General features: G+C 70.3%; 23 protein-coding genes and 1 pseudogene. 8 read left to right on the plus strand and 16 right to left on the minus strand.

Going from position 1 to position 22,653, the window contains the following annotated elements; translation table 11 throughout:
• The first annotated feature begins 60 nt into the window (after positions 1 to 60).
• Both ACSU1G_RS29330 and ACSU1G_RS29335 read left to right on the plus strand, forming a co-directional pair.
• Positions 61 to 759, plus strand: a complete 699-nt coding sequence (locus ACSU1G_RS29330) for a GntR family transcriptional regulator (RefSeq protein WP_439284293.1) — start codon at positions 61 to 63, stop codon at positions 757 to 759.
• Positions 756 to 2,036, plus strand: a complete 1,281-nt coding sequence (locus ACSU1G_RS29335; RefSeq protein ID WP_439284294.1) for an MFS transporter — start codon at positions 756 to 758, stop codon at positions 2,034 to 2,036. The genes ACSU1G_RS29330 and ACSU1G_RS29335 overlap by 4 nt, the downstream gene beginning before the upstream one ends.
• Before the next feature lie 16 nt (positions 2,037 to 2,052).
• Here ACSU1G_RS29335 and ACSU1G_RS29340 read toward each other — a convergent pair whose 3' ends face one another.
• From ACSU1G_RS29340 to rpmB, 8 genes are all read right to left on the minus strand, one after another.
• Entirely contained in the window at positions 2,053 to 2,958 is a 906-nt protein-coding gene (locus ACSU1G_RS29340) for a hypothetical protein (RefSeq protein ID WP_439284296.1), read from the minus strand.
• Complete coding sequence (locus ACSU1G_RS29345) at positions 2,955 to 5,129, minus strand: cytochrome c oxidase assembly protein (protein WP_439284298.1); 2,175 nt, start codon at positions 5,127 to 5,129, stop codon at positions 2,955 to 2,957. The genes ACSU1G_RS29340 and ACSU1G_RS29345 overlap by 4 nt, the downstream gene beginning before the upstream one ends.
• A 106-nt stretch (positions 5,130 to 5,235) precedes the next feature.
• Complete coding sequence (locus tag ACSU1G_RS29350; RefSeq protein WP_439284300.1) at positions 5,236 to 6,102, minus strand: copper resistance CopC family protein; 867 nt, start codon at positions 6,100 to 6,102, stop codon at positions 5,236 to 5,238.
• Positions 6,103 to 6,192: 90 nt separating this feature from the next.
• Positions 6,193 to 6,933 carry a hypothetical protein gene (locus ACSU1G_RS29355; RefSeq protein WP_439284302.1) on the minus strand — a complete coding sequence of 247 codons (741 nt, stop codon included), beginning with the start codon at positions 6,931 to 6,933 and terminating at the stop codon, positions 6,193 to 6,195.
• Positions 6,934 to 7,133: 200 nt separating this feature from the next.
• Positions 7,134 to 7,418, minus strand: coding sequence for an HU family DNA-binding protein (locus ACSU1G_RS29360; RefSeq protein ID WP_439284304.1), 285 nt, complete (start codon positions 7,416 to 7,418; stop codon positions 7,134 to 7,136).
• A gap of 376 nt (positions 7,419 to 7,794) precedes the next feature.
• Complete coding sequence (gene rpsN, locus ACSU1G_RS29365) at positions 7,795 to 8,100, minus strand: 30S ribosomal protein S14 (protein ID WP_439284306.1); 306 nt, start codon at positions 8,098 to 8,100, stop codon at positions 7,795 to 7,797.
• Between the two features lie 3 nt (positions 8,101 to 8,103).
• The gene (rpmG, locus tag ACSU1G_RS29370; protein ID WP_439284308.1) at positions 8,104 to 8,271 is read right to left on the minus strand and encodes a 50S ribosomal protein L33; all 168 of its coding nucleotides are present in this window, start codon (positions 8,269 to 8,271) and stop codon (positions 8,104 to 8,106) included.
• Between the two features lies 1 nt (position 8,272).
• A complete protein-coding gene (rpmB, locus tag ACSU1G_RS29375) occupies positions 8,273 to 8,509 on the minus strand; it encodes a 50S ribosomal protein L28 (RefSeq protein ID WP_439284310.1) in 237 nt (78 codons plus the stop codon).
• Between the two features lie 502 nt (positions 8,510 to 9,011).
• On the opposite strand from rpmB, the gene ACSU1G_RS29380 reads away from it, so the two are divergent.
• Positions 9,012 to 9,443, plus strand: coding sequence for a universal stress protein (locus tag ACSU1G_RS29380; protein ID WP_439284312.1), 432 nt, complete (start codon positions 9,012 to 9,014; stop codon positions 9,441 to 9,443).
• Positions 9,444 to 9,450: 7 nt separating this feature from the next.
• Here ACSU1G_RS29380 and ACSU1G_RS29385 read toward each other — a convergent pair whose 3' ends face one another.
• The 3 genes from ACSU1G_RS29385 to ACSU1G_RS29395 form a co-directional block, all read right to left on the minus strand.
• Positions 9,451 to 9,666: a hypothetical protein gene (locus tag ACSU1G_RS29385; RefSeq protein WP_439284314.1), complete on the minus strand. Its 216-nt coding sequence runs from the start codon at positions 9,664 to 9,666 to the stop codon at positions 9,451 to 9,453.
• A gap of 28 nt (positions 9,667 to 9,694) precedes the next feature.
• Positions 9,695 to 10,159, minus strand: coding sequence for a pyridoxamine 5'-phosphate oxidase family protein (locus tag ACSU1G_RS29390; RefSeq protein WP_439284316.1), 465 nt, complete (start codon positions 10,157 to 10,159; stop codon positions 9,695 to 9,697).
• A 66-nt stretch (positions 10,160 to 10,225) separates the two neighbouring features.
• Positions 10,226 to 10,795: a MarR family winged helix-turn-helix transcriptional regulator gene (locus ACSU1G_RS29395; RefSeq protein ID WP_439284318.1), complete on the minus strand. Its 570-nt coding sequence runs from the start codon at positions 10,793 to 10,795 to the stop codon at positions 10,226 to 10,228.
• 213 nt (positions 10,796 to 11,008) lie between these two features.
• Here ACSU1G_RS29395 and ACSU1G_RS29400 point away from each other — a divergent pair, with 213 nt between their 5' ends.
• Positions 11,009 to 12,373 carry an aspartate aminotransferase family protein gene (locus tag ACSU1G_RS29400; RefSeq protein WP_439284320.1) on the plus strand — a complete coding sequence of 455 codons (1,365 nt, stop codon included), beginning with the start codon at positions 11,009 to 11,011 and terminating at the stop codon, positions 12,371 to 12,373.
• Between the two features lie 52 nt (positions 12,374 to 12,425).
• Here ACSU1G_RS29400 and ACSU1G_RS29405 read toward each other — a convergent pair whose 3' ends face one another.
• Positions 12,426 to 12,914: a DUF6328 family protein gene (locus tag ACSU1G_RS29405; protein WP_439284322.1), complete on the minus strand. Its 489-nt coding sequence runs from the start codon at positions 12,912 to 12,914 to the stop codon at positions 12,426 to 12,428.
• Positions 12,911 to 15,520: an ATP-dependent DNA ligase gene (locus ACSU1G_RS29410; protein ID WP_439284324.1), complete on the minus strand. Its 2,610-nt coding sequence runs from the start codon at positions 15,518 to 15,520 to the stop codon at positions 12,911 to 12,913. Before ACSU1G_RS29410 ends, ACSU1G_RS29405 begins: the two co-directional genes overlap by 4 nt.
• Before the next feature lie 44 nt (positions 15,521 to 15,564).
• Here ACSU1G_RS29410 and ACSU1G_RS29415 point away from each other — a divergent pair, with 44 nt between their 5' ends.
• Both ACSU1G_RS29415 and ACSU1G_RS29420 read left to right on the plus strand, forming a co-directional pair.
• Complete coding sequence (locus tag ACSU1G_RS29415) at positions 15,565 to 16,602, plus strand: Ku protein (protein ID WP_439284326.1); 1,038 nt, start codon at positions 15,565 to 15,567, stop codon at positions 16,600 to 16,602.
• A gap of 1 nt (position 16,603) precedes the next feature.
• The gene (locus ACSU1G_RS29420; protein WP_439284327.1) at positions 16,604 to 17,629 is read left to right on the plus strand and encodes a DNA topoisomerase IB; all 1,026 of its coding nucleotides are present in this window, start codon (positions 16,604 to 16,606) and stop codon (positions 17,627 to 17,629) included.
• On the opposite strand, the gene ACSU1G_RS29425 is transcribed toward ACSU1G_RS29420, so the two are convergent.
• Positions 17,615 to 17,899: a DUF7218 family protein gene (locus ACSU1G_RS29425; protein WP_439284329.1), complete on the minus strand. Its 285-nt coding sequence runs from the start codon at positions 17,897 to 17,899 to the stop codon at positions 17,615 to 17,617. The two genes, ACSU1G_RS29420 and ACSU1G_RS29425, sit on opposite strands and share 15 nt — an antisense overlap.
• Before the next feature lie 151 nt (positions 17,900 to 18,050).
• Between ACSU1G_RS29425 and ACSU1G_RS29430 the strand changes: the two genes are divergently transcribed.
• Both ACSU1G_RS29430 and ACSU1G_RS29435 read left to right on the plus strand, forming a co-directional pair.
• Entirely contained in the window at positions 18,051 to 19,322 is a 1,272-nt protein-coding gene (locus ACSU1G_RS29430) for an NRAMP family divalent metal transporter (protein ID WP_439284331.1), read from the plus strand.
• A gap of 5 nt (positions 19,323 to 19,327) precedes the next feature.
• Positions 19,328 to 20,161: pseudogene (locus tag ACSU1G_RS29435) on the plus strand (putative hydro-lyase).
• A 3-nt stretch (positions 20,162 to 20,164) separates the two neighbouring features.
• On the opposite strand, the gene ACSU1G_RS29440 reads toward ACSU1G_RS29435, so the two are convergent.
• Positions 20,165 to 20,866 (minus strand): GntR family transcriptional regulator, encoded by a 702-nt coding sequence (locus ACSU1G_RS29440; protein WP_439284333.1) that lies wholly within the window; start codon positions 20,864 to 20,866, stop codon positions 20,165 to 20,167.
• Positions 20,859 to 22,622 (minus strand): acetyl/propionyl/methylcrotonyl-CoA carboxylase subunit alpha, encoded by a 1,764-nt coding sequence (locus ACSU1G_RS29445; RefSeq protein WP_439284373.1) that lies wholly within the window; start codon positions 22,620 to 22,622, stop codon positions 20,859 to 20,861. The genes ACSU1G_RS29440 and ACSU1G_RS29445 overlap by 8 nt, the downstream gene beginning before the upstream one ends.
• Positions 22,623 to 22,653: the final 31 nt, after the last annotated feature.

Below are 22,653 nucleotides of genomic sequence, written 5' to 3' on the forward strand. Positions count from 1 at the left end.
GGACGGGCATTCCCACCGGCTGATGCATGCATCAATGCATGCAAGGCGTAGGGTGGCCTCATGACCTTTGTGCACCCCGGCTCGGGCACCGACCGGATCCTGTTGCCCTGGCACGACCCCGCGCCTCGTTCCGTGGCCCTGCGCATCGCCTCCGTGGCGGCACAGGCCGTGGTGGAGGGCCGGCTCGCAGCCGGCACCCTGCTGACCGAGGCCCAGCTTGCTGCGGAGGCCGGCGCCAGCCGCACCCCGGCCCGGGAGGCCATGGTCCAACTGCAGTCCTGGGGTCTCGTGCGGCTGGTCCCGAAGAAGGGCGGGATCGTCACCTCGGTCTCGCCCACCGAGCGCCGCGACCTCGTGGACCTGCGGGCCACCCTCGAGATCCGCGGCATCCAGCGGGTGGCCGCCTCCACCACGGACCGGACCCGGCTCGCCGAGCGCCTGCGCACCAGCCTGTCCGCCCAGCAGACCGCCCTGCGGGCCGGTGACCTGCTGGCCTTCTCCGAGCACGACGTCGACTTCCACCTGCGGATCATCGAGGCCGGCGGCAACGCCGTGGTGGATGGGATGGCCACCGCCCTGGGCCCCCGGTTCGCCCGGCTCACCCATCTGGCCGTGAGCGGAGACGGGTCTGCCGCCATGCACTACGGCAGTGAGCACGAGGCCCTGATCCATCCCATCGAGGCGGGGGACGCCGCTGGTTTCGCCGCGGCCGTCCGCCGCCACATCGCCTCCGCCCATTTCCCCGGGGAACTCGCGTGAGCCGTGCGACCCGCGTGAGCCGGGTGGCGCCCTGGCTCCGGGTGGCCCCGGCGGTGTTCCTGCTGGCCTGGGGCGGCAACCACTTCACCCCCTTGCTGCACGTCTACGAGGAGGTCGGCCACTACTCGCCGGCGCAGGCGAACCTGTTGCTGGGCCTGTACGTGTTCGGCCTCATCCCGGGCCTGCTCGTGGCCGCCGCGGTCTCGGACCGGTTCGGGCGCAGACCCGTGATGGTGGCCGGGCTGGTGTCCGGCGCCCTGGGCAGCATCCTGCTCGCCCTCGGACTGGAGTCGATGACGCTGCTCAGCGTGGGTCGGCTGCTGGCCGGCCTCGGGGTGGGGGCGGCCATGTCCGTGGGCGCCAGCTGGATCAAGGAACTGTCCGCACCGCCGTATGACCACCACGCCTCGGACGGCGCGGGCGCCCGGCGCCCCTCCCTCACCCTGACCCTCGGTTTCGCGATCGGCGCCGGTGTCACGGGTTCGCTGGCCCAGTGGGGGCCGGCCCCGGCCCAGATCCCGTACGTCGTCCACCTGGTGTTGGCGGTGGTGGCGGCCCTGCCCCTGTGGGCCGCGCCGGAGACCCGGGGGCCCTCCGTCCTGCACCCCGTGCCCGGGACGGTGCACCGCACGGGCCCCTGGTGGCAGGACCTACGGGTCCCCTCGATGGGGAACCGGCGCTTCACCCGGATCGTGCTGCCGGCCGCACCGTGGGTCTTCGCCGCCTCCGGGGTGGCCTACGCGATCGTGCCCGCCATGGTGGCCCCGAACCTCGGTGACTGGGCCACCCTGTACGCCACGGTCCTGACCGTGCTGACGCTCGGCTGCGGCGCCGCCGTCCAGCCCTTCGTCGCCCGGATCGACCGACGCACCCGGGGCCGGGCCCTCTCCCTCGGCCTGGCCCTGATGACCGTGGGTCTGCTGCTGGCCGTCGTGGCCGGGGTGCTGCGCCAACCGGTCTTCGCCCTCGCGGTGGGGGTGGTCCTCGGTTCGGCGTACGGCATCACCGTGGTGGCCGGCCTGTCCCACGTCCAGGCCATCGCCACCCCGGCCGATCTCGCCGGGCTCACGGGGATCTTCTACGCCGTGGCGTATTCGGGATTCCTGTTGCCCACCCTGCTGGCGGCACTGCTGCCCGTCTCCCCGTACCCGGTCTCCTTGGGCGTGGTCACCCTGGCCTGCCTGGGCAGTCTGGCCGTGGTGGCCACGAGCCTGGCCCGGCTGCGCCGAGGAGGCGGTTCCGGCCACCCCCGGCCGGGCCTGTCGCCATCACCGTGAACGTCGCCCCCCGGGCTCAGCGCCCGAGGCTGGCCTCCGCCGCGGCCAGGATCTGTTCGGCCATGGTGGTGAACTCCTCGCCGGCCACCTCCGAGCCACCGATGAAGGAGACCATCACCACGTGCTCGGCCGTCTGACCGATCAGCACCTGTGCCGTGGTCTCCGCTCCCCCGCCGGCCGGGGTGCGGGTCCACACCAGGCCGGAGTCCACCGCCTGGCCTGCCGCCTCGGAGGACCGCGCGGTGACATCGAAGGTGGCGGCCTGCTGGTCCTGGTCTGTGACGGTCATGGACAGCTCGGGACAGTCCGCCACCAGTCGTTCCACGTTCTCCCGGTGCTCCCGGACCAGGGCGGCGTCCTCCTGGGAGGCGACCTCCACGGTTCCGGTGCCGGCGAAGGACTCGGAGCCGAAGTCGATCCGGGAGGCGTCCGCGCCCGCCATCTGGATCGGCGACCAGTCCACGGCGGTCAGCGGCGCCTTGCAACCGGCCGGTTCCACGGTGGTCCCGGAGGTGTTGGTCCGGCGCAGCTGGGCCTCCTGACGGGTGTCGGCGATGGCCGTGTCCGTGGCCGAGACCTGGTTCACGAATCCGAAGCTCGCGGCCCGCTCGGCCGCAGCGCCCACGGCCTGCTGGTCGGCCCGCGCCTCGGCGGCCTCGCCCGGGGAGGCCCCACCGGAGGACGCTCCCGACGCCGGCCCCTCACCGGACGCGTCCGGCGCACCGGAGGAGGGGGCGCCCGGCACCGCGGGCGCGGTTCCCGAGGGGGCTGCCGAGGTGATGCCATGCGGATTGGCGGGGACGCCGCCGTCGTTGTCCTCGGAATTCCCTGAGTCCGCCGAGCAGCCGGTGAGCAGCAGGGCGCCGGCCAGGCCGAAGGCCAGCAGAGATCGCGGGGGGCGGCGGGGGGTGAGGCCGGTCATCGGCGGGGCTCCTCATGGTCGGCGAGATCTTCGTACATGGCATTCCACGCCTTGAGTTCGGCCTCGTCGTTGAGGTCGGCCCTGCGGTCCAGGCGCTTGGTCTCCTTGGCGTCGCTGCGGGACCACATCACGGACACCATCACGGCCATCAGGACCGTGGGCACCTCGCCGATGCCCCACATCACGGCGCCGCCGATCTGTTGGTCGGCGATCGCCGAGAGCCCCCAGTCGCGGCCGGTGGAGCCGAACCAGGAGGCCTCCAGGAGGGACTCGGAGGAGGTCATGGCCACGCCGATGAAGGCGTGGAAGGCCATGGTGGCCAGCAGGATGACCAACCGCATGGGGTACAGCACCTTGCGCGGCAAGGGGTCGATCCCGATCATCACCGAGGCGAAGAGGTAGCCCGTCAGCAGGAAGTGCACGTTCATGAACTCGTGGCCGAGGTGCGCCTCGAGCGCGAACCCGAAGATCGGCGTGTAGTAGAACACCAGGATCGAGCCGGCGAAGTTCACGGCCGCGACCCCGGGGTGGGTGATGAACCTGGCGAACGGGGAGTGCACGAGCCACAGGATCCATTCCCGGGGCCCGCGGGTTCCGTCCATCCGGGCCGGCAGGGACCGCAGTGCCAGGGTCACGGGGGCCCCGAGGACCAGGAACATCGGCGAGATCATGGTCAGCGTCATGTGAGCCACCATGTGGGCGCTGAACAGGACCCTGCCGTAGACGGCCGGGGAACCGGAGGTCACCCAGAACAGGATCGCCAGCCCGAGCAGGAAGGAGGCGGTGCGCAGCACGGGCCAACCGTCCCCGCGCCGGTGCAGCCGGAGGGCGGAGCGCAGGTACCACACGGCCAGGAACGCGATGATGGCCACCCAGAGCCAGTCGAAACGCCACTGCGTGAACCAGGTCTGGAAGGTCAGTTCCGGCGGCAGGTCATAGCCGCTGAGGATGCGGGCGGGTGTGGCGTCCGGTGGGAGCTCCTCCGGCACCGGCGGTGAGGTGCGGCTCAGCACGGTGGCCAGGCCCATGATCGCGGCCATGATCGCGGCCTCCACCGCGATCAGCTGCCAGAGCAGCCGCTGGCCCGCGGCGGGCGGTGCGCTGGTTCCGGTGGCCAGCCGCGGGATGATCCAGCTCCGGTGCATGAGACCGATCAGCCCCAGGATCAGGGAGCCCACCAGCTTGGCCAGCACCAGGAGGCCGTAGGGGCTCAGGAGCTGCTCGAGGGTGTTCATCCGGATGGCGGCGTTGACGATCCCGGAGAGCACCACGGTGGCCAGGCCCAGCCCGGCCAGCAGGGAGTAGCGCGAGACCACCGTGTACACCAGTGGTTCCGGGCCTTCGCGGTGGGGGGAGGCCTTGCCGGTGGCGCCGTCCGGCCCGGTCAGCCTCGGGGAGACCAGGGCGAGCACGATCAGGCCGCCGACCCACACCACCACCCCCAACAGGTGCAGGCCGATCGAGTTGACGGCGCCGTTGTGGTCATCCCCGGAGGCCGAGTGTCCGATGAGGGCCAGCGGGACGATGCCGATCAGGCCGAGCAGTGCGGTCCAGGCCAGTCCGGTGCTGGAGCGGACCGCCAGGGTGAGCGAGGTGACCACGGCGGCCACCACCGTGACGGCGGTCCAGGCCTGGCCCACGGAGATGTCCTGCAGGTAGCCGACCAGCCCGGAGGTGAAGCTGGGCCCGGGGTCCAGGGCCATCCCGGCCAGATCGGAGTAGGAGAGCACCAGCACGGCGAGCGCCGAGACGGTCCAGACCACGCAGGACACGGTGGCCACGTGCATCAGGCGGGTGAAGGCCGGGTGCTCGGCCTCCTCGGCGTGGGCGCCACCGGCTGCCCCGGCGTCCGCCCGGTGCGGCCGGCCACCCCGGGTGCCGCCGGACTGCGGCGGCATGATGGTGCAGGCGAAGATCAGCGAGCCCACCGCTGTGGGCATGGCCAGGTTGTGCACCAGCTCCGCGATCGGCAGGCCCCAGCGCGTCAGCGGACCGGGGTCGGAGAGATCGTCCACGGCGGTGATGCCGGTCCAGGCGGCGGCCAGGACCAACACCACGGCGCCGACCACCCCGACCACAGGCCACAGCCAGGCCGGCACGCCGACGTCCCGCCCGGCAGTCCTCGTGGAACTCGACGCACTCGCAGTACTCGGAAAAGTCACAGTGTCCATTCTCTCGCGGTGTCCCGGCCGCTACCGGCACTCGACCGTCCGGGGCCCGGCGGCTGCCCCGGGAGGCGTCGGCCGTACCGTGCCTCCCGGGGATGGTCGGCGGGGGTTACTGGTGGTCGGTCCCGGGACCACCGCGGTCCGATGCGTCGGATCCGGTGTCGATCCCCTTGGCCTTGCGGAACACCATGAGCATGGCCAGCAGCACCACGATCACGCCGCCGATCGCTGCGGCCCAGACCCAGCCGGGCACGGCCGCCGCGGGGGCCTGGCTGCCCTCTGCCGTGGCCTCACCGGGATCCTGGGTGGTGCTGTCCGTGGCGGTGCCCGCCGCGGAGCCGGAAGGCGCGGGTTCCGTGGCAGACGTCCCGCCGGTGCCGGCGGTTGCGGAGGCGCCGTCATCCGTACTGGAGTCCTGGGCCGTGGCGTCCGAGGAGACCGGGGCGTCAGGGTTCACCACACCGCAGTCCTCCGGCACCCCCTCCTCGGGGGCACTCGGGTCCTCGAGGGTGAAGTCATAGCTCTTCTCCTCCGAGTGACCGTCCGAGTAGACCACGCGGTAGCTGACCGCGTATTCACCGTTGGGCATGCCCTCGCACAGGGCCGCGCTGAGCTCGGGACCGGAAACCGCAGCCTCTCCATCCTGCCACTGGTGGCCGTTCTCATCCGTCACGGTGGCGACGTTGGAGATGCCCTCGCCGGTGATCAGGTTGCCGGAGAAGGTGAGGTTGAGCTCGCTCGGTGTCTTGATCACCGCGGTGCCCGCCGCCGGGGAGGCGGAGAGCAGCTGATCGTGGGCGGAGGCCGGGCTGGCCGTGGCGAGTGCGAGCAGGGCAGCTGCTGAGACGGCGGCGGCGCCAGCCCAGGGCGCGCCGGCGTGACGACGCCGCCAGGACCGTGCTGAGGGGGAGCCCTGAGTGCGGCTGGCGTGGTGGGCGGGCTGGGCAGACTGGTGGGTTACTGAATGCATGGTCATGATGTCCTTTTCGACCCGGCACCGTCAGGCGCCGGGGAGGGGTCCGCTGGGAGGGGTATGGCTCGAGCCGGCCGGCGGGTCATGGGACGCTCAGGCGGCGAGGGCGAGCTGCAACCCCTCGGGCGGTCCGCGCAGCCTCAGGGACGGCAACAGGACATCGCCCGTGGGGTGCACCACTGTCAGGTGCGCCGCAGAGATCCGGCGGACCGGGACGGCGGGGATCCACTGGGCGAGCCGGGCACCCGGCGAGTGCAGGATCAGTCCCACGGCGAGTTCGGCCACCCGGCCCGCGAGGACCTCCCCGCGGCGCAGCACCACCACGGTCACCACGGCGGCCACCAGGTGCGCGGCGACCATGACCGGGGAGTCCGCGTGCAGGGCCGCGCCGACCCCCGTCTCCGTCCCAGCCGCTGTCCCGGCACCGGCGCCGACGGCGGCGACGGCGATCATACTCTCCGCATGTCCGGCGTGGGCCCCATGCCCTCCGTGGAGTCCGGTCAGGGTCGGCGCGGCGGCAGGTACAGCGGTGGCGGAGTAGAGCCAGTGGAACAGCAGTTGGCTGGCGGCGACCCCGGCGGACAGTCGCCACCAGGACAGCCGACGCCCGGCGAGTGCGGTGCACACCGGGCCAGCCAGCGCGAGGGTGAGGATCCAGAGGATCGGGGCGGGGCCGGCGTCGTGCGCGGCATGGGAGGCTCCCGACTCCACCAGGTTCGCCACCGTGTGGGAGCCGGCCGCCAGCAGGGTGGCGACGAAGGCCGCGGCCCAGCCGCGGAGCAACCGGGACGTGCCGCGGACCGGCGCAGGGCGTGCTGCCATGCGAGTGGACACCGAACACCTCCCTGCCGCTGGGCCATCAGCCAGTGCTCCATTCTACGCGTGTTCTACCGGTTGTAGAAAAACTCTCGGTGACCACAAAGTGCGGTGCAGACGGCCCCTTAAACGCCGAAGGCGCCCCACGAGGTGGGGCGCCTTCGAACGGCGGCCTGCGGCCGGTCCCCCAGCGGGGTCCGGGTGCGGGCCGAGCCGGGTCACTTGCCGGTGGCAGCAGCCTTCAGCTTGGAGCCAGCCGAGATCTTGACCGAGTGGCCAGCCGGGATCTGGATGGACTCGCCGGTCTGCGGGTTGCGGCCGGTGCGGGCGGCGCGGTCGGTGCGCTCCACGGCGAGCCAGCCGGGGATGGTGACCTTCTCACCCTTTGAGACCTGAGCGGTGAAGATCTCGAAAACTGCATCCAGCACGCCGTTGACGGCGGCCTGGGAGTTGCCGGTCTTCTCGGCGGCGGCGGCGACCAATTCGCTGCGGTTCATAGCCATGTGTCCTCCTGGACTTCGATGGTGGTTTGCCTTGGCCCGAACCGTCAGATCCGGGTGCGTGCTTCGAAAACTACCACCCGTAACCGCAAATACACGCCTCAAAAGGGCGGAAACACGCGGATTTCGAGGGAAAACCGAGAAAATTCCCGGTTTCGGGACCTCTACAGCCCATGAACCGCGGCCGGAGATGGCGTCCGGGTCTCCGGCCGAGGTCCCTGCTGACACCCGGACTGACACCCGACTGAGAACTGGTTGAGACCCCGATTCGCTGACGCCGCCTCCAACGCCGAAGGGGTGGCAGACCCAATGGTCTGCCACCCCTTCGGATGGTGTGTCCGGTGCTCGACGGTACCTTCACCGGCTCTCTAGCCAGTGATCACCAGGAGGACTTGGTGATGCCGGGCAGCTCGCCGCGGTGAGCCATGTCCCGGAAGCGGACACGCGAGATGCCGAACTTCTGGAAGGTGCCGCGCGGGCGGCCATCGATGGAGTCACGGCTGCGGACACGCACCGGAGAGGCGTCGCGGGGCAGCTTCTGCAGGCCCACGCGAGCGGCCTCGCGAGCTTCGTCGGAAGACTTCGGGTCTACCAGAGCCTTCTTCAGCTCCAGACGCTTCTCGGCATAGCGGGCAACGATGACCTTACGCTGCTCATTTTTGGCGATCATGGATTTCTTGGCCATGCCTCAGCGCTCCTCTCGAAAATCGACGTGCTGGCGGGCGACCGGATCGTACTTCTTGAGCACGATGCGGTCCGGGGTGTTGCGGCGGTTCTTGCGGGTCACGTAGGTGAACCCGGTACCGGCGGTGGACTTCAGCTTGATGATGGGACGTACGTCCTTATCCTTAGCCATGTCAGAGCTTCACTCCCTTGGCAAGCAGATCGGCGATGACGGCGTCGATCCCGCGCACGTCAATGGTCTTGATGCCCTTGACGGACAGCGTCAGGGTGACGTTGCGGCGCAAGGACGGGACCCAATAGGTCTTCTTCTGGATGTTCGGATCGAACCGACGCTTGGTGCGACGGTGCGAGTGGGAAATGCTGTGGCCGAAACCTGGCCCAGCCCCGGTTACCTGGCAGTTAGCTGCCATGATCACTCCTCGTTGCAAGTAGTAGTAAAGAACGGGCGGAACCCGTTGTGGAACCTCCGGACGGACCGGGCGCTCCACGAGTCCCGCCACCAGTTGTGACACCGCGCTCTTACTGCGACTTTCCGAAGGGTAACCAGACTGGGTGAGAGCCAGCCGAAGTGCCCTAGATCGCGGGGGAAGACGGTGAGTCCCCTGCCCATGCCGGTGAAGGCGGGCCGGGGATCCGGTTACGGGAAGCACGTTGTTCTCCGGTGTGGAGGCAGCCTGTGCGGACACGGGCACACCACCACACAACGTGGCTTAACGCCGTTCCATCTTAGGACACCGGCGTGGATCCTTCAAACCAGCCTGACGACCTGACGACGGTGTGGGCACCTCAACCTCAGGCCACCGGTGTAGCGGATATTGTGTCCGGCCCGAACGGAGCTCTAATCTGATCGCACATGGACGGCCTCCCGGGATCAGGGCGGGCTCCCAGGGGGCCGGTGACAAGGAGAGACCAATGGGGACATCGAAAGTCGTCGTCGTGGGGGTCGATGGGTCGGACGCCTCGACGGAGGCCCTGAGACAGGCTCGGGAGATGGCTGAATTGCTCGGCGCACCGCTGCAACCCGTCGTCGCCTGGCAGTGGCCTGCCATGACCGGCCCGATCCCTGAACCCTACGAGTGGAATCCGCAGACGGACGCACAACAGGTGTTGGACGAGGTGATCGAAGCGGTCTTCGGAGATGAGGTGCCTGACTGGGTGGCACCAACTGTTCGGCAGGGCCAGCCGGCACAGCTGCTGGTCGAGCTCAGTGAAGGCGCTCGGATGCTCGTGGTGGGCAGTCGTGGCCGGGGCGGGTTCGCCGGCCTCCTGCTGGGCTCAGTCAGCTCCACCGTAGGGGCACATGCGCATTGCCCCGTGCTGATTGTCCACCGGGAGGGCCACTAGAGGTAGGTCAGTGCGGCCGCCGCACGCCAACGGTGAAATACAGCACGGGACCAACGAAGTTCAGCCCGATCGTGAGGCCCCAGAGGCCCTTGGAGCCGTTGACCAGGTGGGCAGGCCGGTTCGCCAGGTCGATCCAGGCGGTGGTTGCCAGTGACAATTGCACGGAGGCCGCGATCAGGACCACCGTCTGTTGACGTGACGTCAGGTCGCTCCACGTACGCATGTCCTGCTTCCTCTCCGGCCAGCTACCCCTATTCGAGTCCCGCCCGGAGGGCTTCGTCGAGCGAGAGGTCCGAACCGTTCGAAATCTGCAGCCGGAAACGCCGCCCGGTGATCACCTCCGGCGTGATCCGCACGATGTGGTCCTTCTCCCCGGCCTCCCAGGAGAACAGCATGCCTGACGCCTTCCGGGCGAGGTCATCGTGCGGAGGCAAGACGGCGGCCCAGCCTCGGGCCACCACGCTCCACACCTCTCCCGTCGCGACGTCGACGCTGTCAGCCTCGAAGGCCACCAGCGCGCCGGTGTCCACGGCAGCGAGTTTGGAGCCCTCGGCCGTTCGGAACACGATGCCGTCCTGATGGACACGGAAATTGACCGGAAAGATACCGGGGCTGCCATCCTTCATCACGATGGCCAGCCGCCCGATCGGAGTTGATCCCAACAGCCGCCAACAGTCCCGGGAATCCAGACTCTCGGTCTGCGGTGCTCGCTCCATGGCATGAGGGTACGCCAGCAGTCATGGCCTCACCAGACTGCAACGGCGACCGGGGTGCGGGTGCCCTCAGGCCAGCTGAGGCTGGTCATCGGCGAGGGCCGGATCCCGGAAGACCCAGTGCTCCGGATCCAGATGGGCCAGGATCTTGGACCCGATCCGGCCGAGATCGGCCAGATCCTGATCATCCAGGCTGTCCAGGAAGCGAGCACGCACGCTGGCCACGTGGAACGGGGCCAGCCGCGTGATCTCGGCCATCCCCTCCTCCGTGATCTTCGCCATGGTGACGCGCGCATCCTCGCTGGACGGGCTCCGCGCCATCAGACCGCGGCTCTCGAGCTTGCGGGCCACGTGGGACAGCCGGGACAGGGAGGAGTTGGTCCGCGCGGCCAGTTCACTCATGGCCAGCGAATCACCACTCTCGGAGAGCATGGCCAGCACCTGGTACTCGAAGAAGCTGACGGTGCCCTCGAGCTGCAGATCCGCTTCCAGGGTGGGCATGAGCTGCATGTGGGTGGCCACCAGGGTCAGCCAGGCACGGCGCTCCCGGGAGGACAGCCAGCGGACGCCCGCCAGACCCGTCTCCGCCGTCTGATCAGCGTCCCGGGCCACGTCAACGGTCTCAGTCACGGGGTCCATGGGGGTGATTATCCCATCATCGCAGGGGATCCCGGCACCGATGTCACCCTGTGAACGGGGCGGACTGTGACGGCAGGCCGGCAACCCGGTTCCCCTTCCGCGCACCCGATCGGGCATGCTGGAGCCCAGTGGTGTCCTGCACCACACCGGATAACCGCACAGCCCGCAGGCCGCCGGCACCGCCGCCGCCCGCCACCAGCGTCAGGAGAGTCGATGACCATCCAGCCCGTGACCCCGGACCCGACCATCAGCCAGGACCTACTGACGGCCGGCCGCACAGCCTATGACCTGGACCGATCCCACGTGTTCCACTCATGGAGCGCGCAAGGGGCCCTGACCCCGATGACGATCGTGCAGGCAGAGGGCTCCCACGTCTGGGACGGGGAGGGCCGGAGGTTGATCGACTTCTCCTCCCAGATGATCAACACCAACATCGGCCACTCCCATCCGGCGGTCGTCTCCGCCATCCAGGAGCAGGCGGCGAAGATCGCCACGATCGCCCCCGCGCACGTCAACGACGCCCGCTCCGAGGCAGCCCGGCTCGTGGCCGAGCTGGCCCCCGGGGACCTGGACCACGTGTTCTTCACCAATGCCGGCGCCGAGGCCGTGGAGCACGCCATCCGCATGGCCCGCCTGCATACCGGCAAGACCAAGGTCCTCTCGGCCTACCGCTCCTATCACGGCGGCACGGACCTAGCGGTCAACGTGACCGGCAGCGCACGGCGCTTCGCCTCGGATCGGGGCGCGGCCGGCGTCGCCCATTTCTTCCCGCCGTACCCCTACCGCAGCTCCTTCCATGCCGAGACCCCGGAGCAGGAGACCGAGCGCGCGCTGGAGCACCTCGAGCAGGTCATCCAGCTGGAAGGCCCCGGCACCGTCGCCGCCCTGATCCTGGAATCCGTACCGGGCACCGCCGGGATCTTCGTCCCACCGGCCGGGTACATGGAGGGGGTGCGGGAACTGACCCGGAAGTACGGGATCCTGTTCATCGCCGACGAGGTCATGGTGGGCTTCGGGCGCACCGGCCGCTGGTTCGGCGTGGACCACTGGGGTGTGGTGCCGGACCTGCTGACCTTCGCCAAGGGCGTCAACTCCGGGTACGTGCCGTTGGGCGGCGTGGCGATCTCCGGCGCCGTCTACGAGACCTTCGCCGACCGCGCCTACCCTGGCGGGCTGACCTACTCCGGCCACCCGCTGGCCTGCGCGGCCGCCGTGGCCACCATCAACGCCATGAAGGACGAGGGCATGGTGGAGAACGCCGCACGGATCGGTACCGAGATCCTGGCCCCGCGCCTGCGCCAGCTGATGGAGCGCCATCCCTCCGTGGGCGACGTCCGCGGCCTCGGGGCGTTCTGGGCGGTGGAGCTGGTCACGGACCGCACCACCAAGGTGCCGCTGGACAGTGCCGCCATGGGAGCCCTCACCGCCGAGTGCAAGAAGCTCGGGCTGCTGCCGTTCGTGAGCGAGAACCGCCTGCACATCGCGCCGCCGTTGAACACCCCGGACGAGGTGCTGAACGAAGGGCTGGACATCCTGGACCAGGCGCTGGCGGTCGCTGACGGGCACGCCGCCGGCTGAGCCGGCTCCAGCACAGCCCACCACCGGCCTCCACCGGCTGCCACCACCACCGTCAGGGACCGTCCGGGCGCAGCACCGGGGGCAGCACGATCAGCACGAGTCCGATCACCACGGCTGTGGACCCGGTGACCCACCACGCGCCCACCGGGTCCACCAGGGCATGGGCGATGAAGGCCACACAGCCGGCCAGCAGCAACCCCATGCCCACCAGACAGATCCGCATCACCCGGTGGCCCATCTGCACAGTGCGGTATTTGACGTGCTGGCCGAAGAAGCGGCGGTGGATCGCCACGGGCAGCAGCATCAGCACGGTCAACAGGACGGCGGCGACCAACAGCGCCACATACCAGCCAATCAGGTCACCGGCGAGGTCGTCGAACCGTGCCTGGAACGGCAGGGTCACCAGGAACGCGGTGACGATCTGCGTCCCGGTCTGCATCACCCGCAGCTCCTGGAGCAGGTCGTTCCAGTTGCGGTCCTGCTTCTCCCCCGTGGTCTCGCGCCGCAGGGTCTCGCCGTCCCCGTCCCCGTGCCCGGTCATCCCGTCTCCCACCGCACCTGCTCCGGAGACTTGTCCGGGCGCCAGCCGCGCCAGGCCGCCTGCCGGAGCCGGCCGGCGCGGGTCCTGCCCGCGAGGGTGACCTCGCCCACGAGCGAGGGCCGCACCCACCAGGCATCCGCCCGGTCCTCGGCCGGGACGTCCTGGACCGGCGGGGTCTTGCGTTCGATCCGCCGCAACGTCTCCTGCACCTCCCGCAGCTGGTCCGCCGAGAATCCCGTCCCCACCCGGCCGGCGTAGCTCAGCTGGCCCGCCTCGTCCGGCACGGCCACGAGCAGCGAACCGATGCCGCCGGCCCGGCCACCCTGACCGTGCCGGGCCCCGATCACCACCACCTCTTGGTGCTGCTGCAGTTTCAGCTTGATCCACGCGGACCCGCGGCGGCCGGACAGGTACGTGGAGTCCGTCCGTTTGGCGACCACCCCCTCGAGCTGGAGCTCGGCGCTGGCCCGGCGGGCCTGGGCCAGGGTGCCACGGTGGCCCGGTGGCACCGCCACCACCTCCCCGTTCCCGACGGCGGCGCCCAGGATCTCCCGACGCTCGCCATAGGCGGTGTCCAGCAGGGAGCGGACCTGAGCCGCCGGTGCACCGGGCGGACCCAGCTGGAGGATGTCGAACACGAGGTACCGCAGCTCGATCCCGTCCGCAGCATGCCCAGCAGGCCCCGCCCGCCCGGACCGGCGCCGCCCGCGGCTCGTGCGGCCGCTGGCCTCCTGCAGCAGGCCGAAATCGGGACGCCCCGAGGCGTCCAAGGCCACCAGCTCTCCGTCGAGGATCGCCCCGCCACGCTCGGCCGCCTCCCCCGTGAGCAACCCGGTGAGTTCCCTCAGGGCGGGGTAGTCGGCGGTGAGGTCCTTGCCGTTGCGGCTGGCCAGGATCAGCCGACCGGGGGCGACCCCGGCCAGCAGGCGGTAGCCGTCCCACTTCATCTCGTAGGACCAATCCTCATCCGCCGTGAGATCGGTTGGCCGCCCGGCGGTGGCCAGCATGGGGGCGGGGAGGTCGGCGACGGTGAACTCCTGCTGATCAGCGGGGACCGTGCCGGTGCTGGCGGCCTGCCGGCCCGGTGCGCGGGCCGGCCTCTTCGCGGCAGGCCCGGCCCCGCCGGCCTCCGGCTGGTCCTTCATGAGGTGGATCAACCAGTTCTTCTCCCCGCCCATCCCCGGCGCGTTGATCAGTGCGTAGCGCCGCGGCACGCCACCCAGGCCGCCCTCCGGACGGCCGTGCAGCACCGCGATCACCTCCTGGCCCTCCCGCCATTTCTCGATCTCGATGGTCCCGGCGTCCCAGATGGTGACCTCTCCGGCCCCGTACTCGCCCTTCGCGATGGTGCCCTCGAAGGTGCCGTACTCCAGGGGGTGGTCCTCGGTCATCACGGCCAGCCGGTTGGCCTCCGTGTCCAGGGGTGGCCCCTTGGGCACGGCCCAGGAGACCAGCACCCCGGAATGCTCCAACCGGAAGTCCCAGTGCAACCCCCGGGCATGGTGTTCCTGGATGACGAAGGTCGGTGGCTCCGCCTCGGTGGCATCCCGCGGGACCGGGGCGTGCTCCGGCACCGGCTCGGCGGTCTTGCCGGCATCCCGCATGGAGCGGTATTTCGCCAGGCGGTCGATCGCCTCAGTGGAGCCGGCGGCGGCGCCACCGCCGCCCGCAGCACCCGGCGAGGGGCCGGCGTCGTCCCCGGTCCCGTCCTCCGGCACCCACCCCAACGGGGCCAGCGGATCGATCCCCTCAGCGACCCGGCCGAGCACCTCCTGAAGCTCGAGGTGGCGCAGCTGCGGGTCCTCCAGCTCCTCCCACGTGCGTGGCGCCGCGACGTAGGGCCGGTCCCTGCCGCGCAGCGAATAGGGGGCCACGGTGGTCTTGGAGCTGCTGTTCTGGCTCCAGTCCACGAACACCTTCCCCGTGCGGCTGGACTTGCGCATGCTCGAGACCACCTCGCCCGGATGGTCCGCCTCCAGGGCCTTCGCCAACTCATGGGCGACCTGGCTGATGGCGTCCGCATTGTGCTTGCCGTCCAGCCCGGCATAGAGGTGGATGCCCTTGGATCCCGAGGTCACTGGGTAGGCCTCCAGGCCCATGCCGGCGAGGATCTCCCGGCACCAGCGGGCCACCTCGGCACATTCGGCCAGCCCCGCCCCCTCCCCCGGATCCAGGTCCAGCACCAGCCGGTCCGGGTTGCGGGGCTGGCCGTTCCGGCCGAAGCGCCACTGCGGGGTATGCAGCTCCAACGCCGCCACCTGGGCGAACCAGGCCAGCACCGCCGGCTCATCGGCCAGCGGGTAGGTGTTGGTGTGGTCGGAATGCGCCAGCCGCCCGATCGGGATCCAGGACGGGGCCGAATCCTCCAGGTCCTTGCGGAAGAACACCTGTCCGGGGTGCTCCGCCGTGCCCACCCCGTCCACCCACCGTTTCCGGGTGACCGGCCGCTGGGCCACCTGGGGGATGAGGACGCCGGCCACGGCCAGGTAGTACTCCATCACCTCGGCCTTGGTGGTCCCCGTGGCCGGATAGAGCACCTTGTCCAGACTGGAGACGGAGAGCCTGCGTTCGCCGACGGTGTAGGTCTGCCGCGCGGATCGTGCCATGTGACCCCTCCCGGAACGGGCTCAGACGGCCTAGGCTGACCGACATGCGAGCCGTATGGTCTGGATCTATCACCTTTGGCCTGGTGAACGTCCCTGTCAAGGCGTACTCCGCGACGAAGAGGCATGATGTGGCCCTGCACCAGGTCCACGATGCCGACGGCGGGCGGATCCGCTACCAACGCCGATGCGAGGTCTGCGGCAAGAAGGTCGACTACGAGCACATCGACAAGGCCTACGAGGACGGCGAGCAGACGGTGGTGCTCACGGACGAGGACTTCGATTCCCTGCCCGCGGCGCAGAACGATGAGATCGAGGTGGTCCAGTTCGTCCCCTCGGACCAGATCGATCCCATCACCCTCGGCAAGAGCTATTTCCTGGAGCCGCAGAGCAAATCCCCGAAGTCCTACCTGCTGCTGCGGCAGGCGCTCCAGGACACCGAGCGCACGGCCGTGGTCACCTTCGCGCTGCGCCAGAAGACCCGACTGGGGGTGTTGCGCGTCCAGGACGCCGTCCTGGTGCTGCAGGACATCCGGTGGGCGGATGAGGTCCGCGAGGTGGATTTCCCCGCCACCCGGTCCCGGGCGAAGATCGGCACCAAGGAGAAGAAGCTGGCGGCGGCCCTGGTGGACCAGTTCGCCTCCGACTTCACGCCGGAGGAGTTCGAGGACTCCTACCAGGTGGAGCTGCGCCAGCTGATCGACGCCAAGCTCGACCAGGGCGAGGCCCTGGACACGGAGGCGACCTTCGGCGAATCCCCGAAGGACTCCGATGGTGAGGGTGAGGGTGAGGGTGAGGGTGAGGGTGAGGGTGAGGATGCCGAGGTCATCGACCTGATGCAGGCGCTCAAGGCGTCCCTGGACAAGAAGCGGGGTGGCCGCAAGACGCCGGCCCGGGGATCATCCTCCGGCACCGGTTCCACAGCAGGCGCGAAGACGAGCGGCTCAAAGAAGACCACGCCCCAAAAGAGCGGCACCCAGAAGACCGGCTCGAAGAAGACTGCGTCCAAGAAGAGCACCCCCAAGACGAGCACCTCCAAGACGAGCACCCCCAAGAAGACTGGCACCCGCCGCAAGAGCGCCTGACATGTCCCGGCTGCGGAGGTCCACCCCGGGATCAGGGGGCTACACCCGTCTTCGGGCGGGAAGCGGTTTCGCCTACCGTGGGGCCAACGGCCGCCGCATCACCAACGCCAAGACCCTGGAGCGCATCCGGGAGTTGGCGATCCCGCCGGCTTGGACCGACGTCTGGATCGCCGGCGAGGAGAATGCCCACATCCAGGCCACGGGGATGGATGACGCCGGCCGGACCCAGTACCTCTACCACCCACAGTGGCGGGCGCGTCGGGATGCGGAGAAATTCGAGCGGTCGTTGTCCTTCGCAGAAACCCTGCCGGCCCTGCGCCGGCACCTGACCCGGGATCTGCGGATGGACCGTCAGGGCGGACGGGCCGGACCGGACGGGACGGGGCGGCGTCGCTCGCTGGCCGCCGCCGTCCGGCTGATGGACCGCGGCTCCCTACGCGTGGGTGGTTCCGAGCACGCGGGCCAGCTGGAGGCCTTCGGTGCCACGACCCTGCAGCGGCGGCACGTGGAGGTCCAGGCCACGGATGTGCATCTGGTCTTCCGCGGCAAGTCCGGCAGCGAATGGGACGTGACCCTGCGGGACCGCGACCTCGCGGATTTCTTCGCCGGAATCCCGGCGACGCCGCGCACGGCACCGGCCGTGGCCTATCCTGTCCGGGCTGGCCGGCGCCGCGAGTGGAAGGGCGTGACGGCGGCGAACGTCAACGACTACCTGACAGAGATCGCCGGCCTGGAGTTCACGGCGAAGGACTTCCGCACCTGGCAGGGCACCGTGGCCGCGGCGCGGTCCCTGGCGCGATCACACCGCGCCGGCATCACCTCGCCGGAGGCCGTGAAGATCGCCGTGCAGGCCAGCGCCGACCTGCTCCACAACACGCCCACCGTGGCCCGGGAGTCCTATGTGGACCCCCGGGTGGTGGACCTGTTCGAGAAAGGGCGGGTCATGTCCCTGACGGGCCAACCCGACCGGTCCCTGATCCGCCTCCTGTCCGGCGGGGCTGACAGCCGAAGGCTAGTGGTTGCGTAGCTTCTTGATCAGTTCGTCCTTGCGCAGGTCGGAGTACCCCGTGAGGTCCAGCTCCTTGGCCCGGTCCTTGAGCTCCTCGACTGTCCAGTCGTCATAGGACCCGGACTCACCGCCGCGCTCGCCCACCTCGGAGCGGCCCTCCTTGGCAGCCGCATTCGAGATGCGCGCCGCCTTCTCCTTGCTGGCGCCGTCCTCGCGGAGGGCTTCGTACATCTCCTCGTCCTTGATCTGCGGTGCGTCGGATTCCTGGGATTGCTTCTTCGTGGCCATGTCACCAGTCTGGCCCCCACCGCAGAGCCGATTCAAGGCACCCACACCCGCATCATTGTTGAACAATCTCTTGCGCGGATTGTTCAACAACCGGCAGTGTTCCCCGAGACCCGTCCAGTGATGCGCGTCACGTCCACCCTGGGAGGTACCCATGCAGGAACCAGCACAGACCCAAGACGCCGCACCGTCACCGGCTGAGCGGCCCCAGCGCTCGCAGCGGCCGAGACGGCCGAAGAACGCCCACCGGACGGCCCTGCTGGGGGCCATGTTCCTCATGGCCACGAGCGCCATCGGCCCGGGTTTCCTCACCCAGACCACCACGTTCACGGTCCAGCTCGGGGCGGCCTTCGCGTTCGCCATCCTGATCTCGATCCTCGTGGACATCGCCGTGCAGCTGAATGTCTGGCGTGTCATCGGGGTCTCCGGCCTGCGCGCCCAGGAACTCGGCAACAAGGTCCTGCCCGGCATCGGCTGGGTGCTCTCGGCCCTCGTGTTCGTGGGCGGGGCCATCTTCAACATCGGCAACATCGCCGGCACCGGTCTGGGCGCCAACGCCATGCTGGGGGTGGACCCGAAGATCGGCGGCCTGGTCTCGGCCGCCGTCGCCATCCTCATCTTCCTGTCCAAGAAGGCCGGCATGGCCCTGGACCGGATCGTGGTGATGCTCGGTGCCGTCATGATCCTGCTCATGCTCTACGTGGCCATCGTGGCCGCCCCTCCCGTCGGCGAGGCCCTGAAGAACACCGTCATGCCGGAGACCGTGGACTTCCTGATCATCACCACCCTGGTGGGCGGCACCGTGGGCGGCTACATCACCTACGCCGGCGCCCACCGCATGATCGATTCGGGCGTCCGCGGCCCGGAGGCCGTCCGCGAGATCACCGGGACCTCCGTCCTGGGGATCATCGTCACCGGCATCATGCGCGTGCTGCTCTTCCTGGCCATTTTCGGCGTGGTGGCCGGCGGTGTGGCGCTGACCAGTGACAACCAGGCCGCCGAGGCCTTCCAGCACGCGGCCGGCGAGATCGGGTTGCGCATGTTCGGTGTCATCCTCTGGGCCGCCGCCGTCACCTCGGTGATCGGCGCCTCCTACACCTCCATCTCCTTCATCACGAAAACCGATGGCAGCCCCCGCCGGCGCAACCTGCTCACGGTCGCCTTCATCGCCGTGTGCGCCGTGGTCTACCTGTTCCTGGGCCAGGCCCCGCAGACCCTGCTGGTCTTCGCCGGTGCCTTCAACGGACTGATCCTGCCCATCGGCTTCGCCGTCCTGCTGTGGGTCGCCATCCGCCGCCGGGACCTGCTCCACGGCTACCGGTACCCGCGCTGGCTCATCGTGATCGGCGTGGCGGTGTGGCTGGTCACCGTGTTCCTGGCCGTCATCTCCTTCGAGCCTGCCATCGGCCTGCTCACGGGAGGCTGACCCGCATGCCTCACGTCCACACCGACCGGTCCACCGTGCCCGGCCTGCCAGACCCTTCAGACCTCGCGCGCCTCTCCCCCGCCGAGGCCCGGGCGCGCTTCCGCGCCGGCCTGGTGCGGCCGACGTCGGGCGTCTCAACGGGATTCGCGCAGGCGAACCTGATCATCGTCCCGGCGTCCCACGCCTTCGACCTGCTGCTCTTCGCCCAGCGCAACCCCAAGCCCATGCCCCTGCTGGGGGTGCTCGACGCCGGCCAGGGCACCTCGGGGCTGTTGGCCGGCGGGGACATCCGCACGGACGTGCCGAAGTACGTGGTCTACGAGGACGGCGTGCCCGTGGCCGAGCCCACGGACATCACGGGCTACTGGCGGGACGACCTGGTCACGTTCATCGTGGGCTGCTCCTTCACCTTCGAGGCCGCACTGGTGGCCGGCGACGTCCCGGTAGCCCATCAGGACCAGGGCGTCAACGTGCCGATGTACCGCACCTCCATCCGGTGAGCCCCGGCCGGGGACCTCGCCGGCCCGCTCGTGGTCTCGATGCGCCCGGTCCCGGCCTCCCAGGTGGCGGACGCCGTGCGCATCACCTCGCGCTACCCGGCCGTCCACGGGGCCCCCGTGCACGTGGGGGCACCGGGCGAGCTCGGGATCGCAGACCTCTCCGCGCCGGACTTCGGCGACCCGGTGCGGATCCCGGAGGGTCACCTCCCCGTGTTCTGGGCGTGCGGGGTGACCCCTCAGGCGGCCGTCATGGAGTCCCGGCCCCCGCTGGCGATCGGCCATGCCCCCGGGCACATGCTCATCACCGACGCCCGGGACACCGACTACCTGGTGCCGTGACCCTCAGCGCCCCCAGTGGTGCAGGTGGTCCAGCAGCTCACTCTCGGCCGCGTCCAGGTAGGAGCGCAGTCCCGCGGCCGCCTCCTCGCGCCGGCCAGCGCGCAACAGCCCGATGAGGTGCCGGTTGCGTTCGGCGTAGGCCGTGTGGAAATCGGGGGCATCTGCCATCCGGTTGAACACCAGGCGCATCCGCGCCAGCGTCTGGTCCATGACCGTGGACAGGGTCGGGGAGCCGGCCAGGGACACGATCGCGCCGTGGAGCTGCTGGTTGGCGTCCGCCATCCCGAGCACATCCCCGGCCTCGAGGGCGGCGACTGCGCGTCCCACGATCTCCTCCAGCTCGGCCAGCGCCGGTTCCGTCAGGTCTCCCCAGAGCAGGGCGGCCGGCTCGATCATGCGGCGGATCCGGTAGATCTCACGGACGTCCCCCGCCTCCGGTTTGGCCACGAAGACCCCCCGGTTGGGCACCCGCTCCACGATCGATTCCGCGCTCAGCGTGCCGAAGGCCTCCCTCAGGGTGTTCCGCGAGACGTCCAGTTGCTCGGCCAGCGCCTGTTCGGCCAGCTTGGTGCCCGGCGGCAGCTCGCCCCGGGAGATCCTCTCCCGCAGGACCTGGGCCAGCCAGGCGCCGGTGTGGGCGTGTGCGGCGGTGCGGACCCGTGCGGCGCTCGCGGACGGGGGCCGGCCCCCGGTGTCCTCAGCCAAGGGTGCCCAGCTCCTGCCCGCGGGTGACCTGGTCGCCGGCCCCGACCGCCGCGCGGGAGAAGACCCCCGCCCCCGGCGAGGGCACCGCGGTCTCCATCTTCATCGCCTCCAGCACCACGAGGTCCTGCCCCGCGGTCACCTCAGCCCCGTCCTCAACGAGCCACTTCACCACGGTGCCGTTCATCGGCGCGGGCACGACGCCGGCCCCGGCACCCGCCGCGGCGGGTGCGCCGCCGCCGTCGGGCCCGGTTTCACCCCGCGCCACCTCCTCCGCGCCGCCGCCGCTGCGCAGTGCGCGGACCAGCTCAGCGGGCAGCCCGAGACTGACGGCCCGGCCGTCCACGGTGATCGTCAGCTCGGTGCGCTCAGCGCCGGGGGCGGCCGCGGCCACGTAGGGCGAGGCCTCCAGATCGGGGGCGAACGCGGACTCGATCCAGGTGGTGTGGACGCCGAGCCCGTCCGGGGAGGTGAAGTCCGCGTGGTCCAACACGGCCTGGTGGAACGGGACCACGGTCGGCAGGCCGCGGATGGACAACTCCTGCAGGGCCACGCGGGAGCGCCGTATCGCCTGCTGCCGGTCCTCGCCCCAGACGATGAGCTTGGCCAGCAGGGAGTCATACTCGGCGGGCACCGTGAAGCCGGAGCGCACCCCGGTGTCCACGCGCACGCCGGCACCCGTGGGGGCCTCGAAGGACTCGATGGTCCCCGGCGTGGGCAGGAAGCCCAGGGCCGGGTCCTCGGCGTTGAGCCGGAACTCGAAGGCGTGTCCCAGCGGGGCGGGGTCTTCGGTCAGGGTGATCCGCTCCCCCGCGGCGATGCGGAACTGCTCGCGGACCAGGTCCACCCCGGTGGTCTCCTCGGTGACGGGGTGTTCCACCTGTAGGCGGGTGTTCACCTCCAGGAAGGAGATCAGCCCGTCCGGGGCCACCAGGTATTCGACCGTGCCGGCCCCGGTGTACCCGGCCTCGCGGCAGATCGCCCGCGCGGAGGCGTGGATGCTCTCGCGCTGCTCCCGGGTCAGGAAGGGGGCGGGCGCCTCCTCCACGAGCTTCTGGTGGCGCCGCTGCAGGGAGCAGTCGCGGGTGCCGACCACCACCACCGTGCCGTGGGTGTCCGCCAGCACCTGGGCCTCCACGTGCCGGGGCCTCTCCAGGAACCGCTCCACGAAGCACTCCCCGCGCCCGAACGCCATCACGGCCTCCCGCACGGCCGATTCGAACGCGGACTCGATGTCCTCCATCCGGTGCGCGACCTTCATGCCCCGCCCGCCCCCGCCGAAGGCGGCCTTGATCGCCACCGGCAGGCCGTGCTCCTCGGCGAAGGCCCGCACCGCGGTGGCGTCCTCGGCCGGCCCGTCGGTGCCCGGGACCAGTGGTGCCCCGGCGGCCACGGCGATCCTGCGGGCGGACACCTTGTCCCCGAGGGAGCGGATGGCCTCCGGCGAGGGGCCGATCCACGTCAGACCGGCCTCGATCACGGCCTGGGCGAAGTCCGCGTTCTCGGACAGGAAGCCGTAGCCGGGGTGGACCGCGTCCGCGCCCGAGCGCCGGGCCACGTCCAGCAGCTTGCTGATGTCCAGGTACGTCTCGGGGGCCGAGCGGCCGTCCAGGGCGTAGGCCTCGTCCGCGCGGCGCACGTGCAGCGCGTCCGCGTCCGGGTCCGAGTAGACCGCCACGGAGGTCAGCTGCGCGTCCGTGCAGGCGCGGGCCACACGCACCGCGATCTCCCCCCGGTTGGCGATCAGGACCTTGCGCAGGGGCCGGGGCGCTCCACCAGCCGGTGGGTCG

Source organism: Microbacterium sp. A93 (assembly GCF_051842835.1).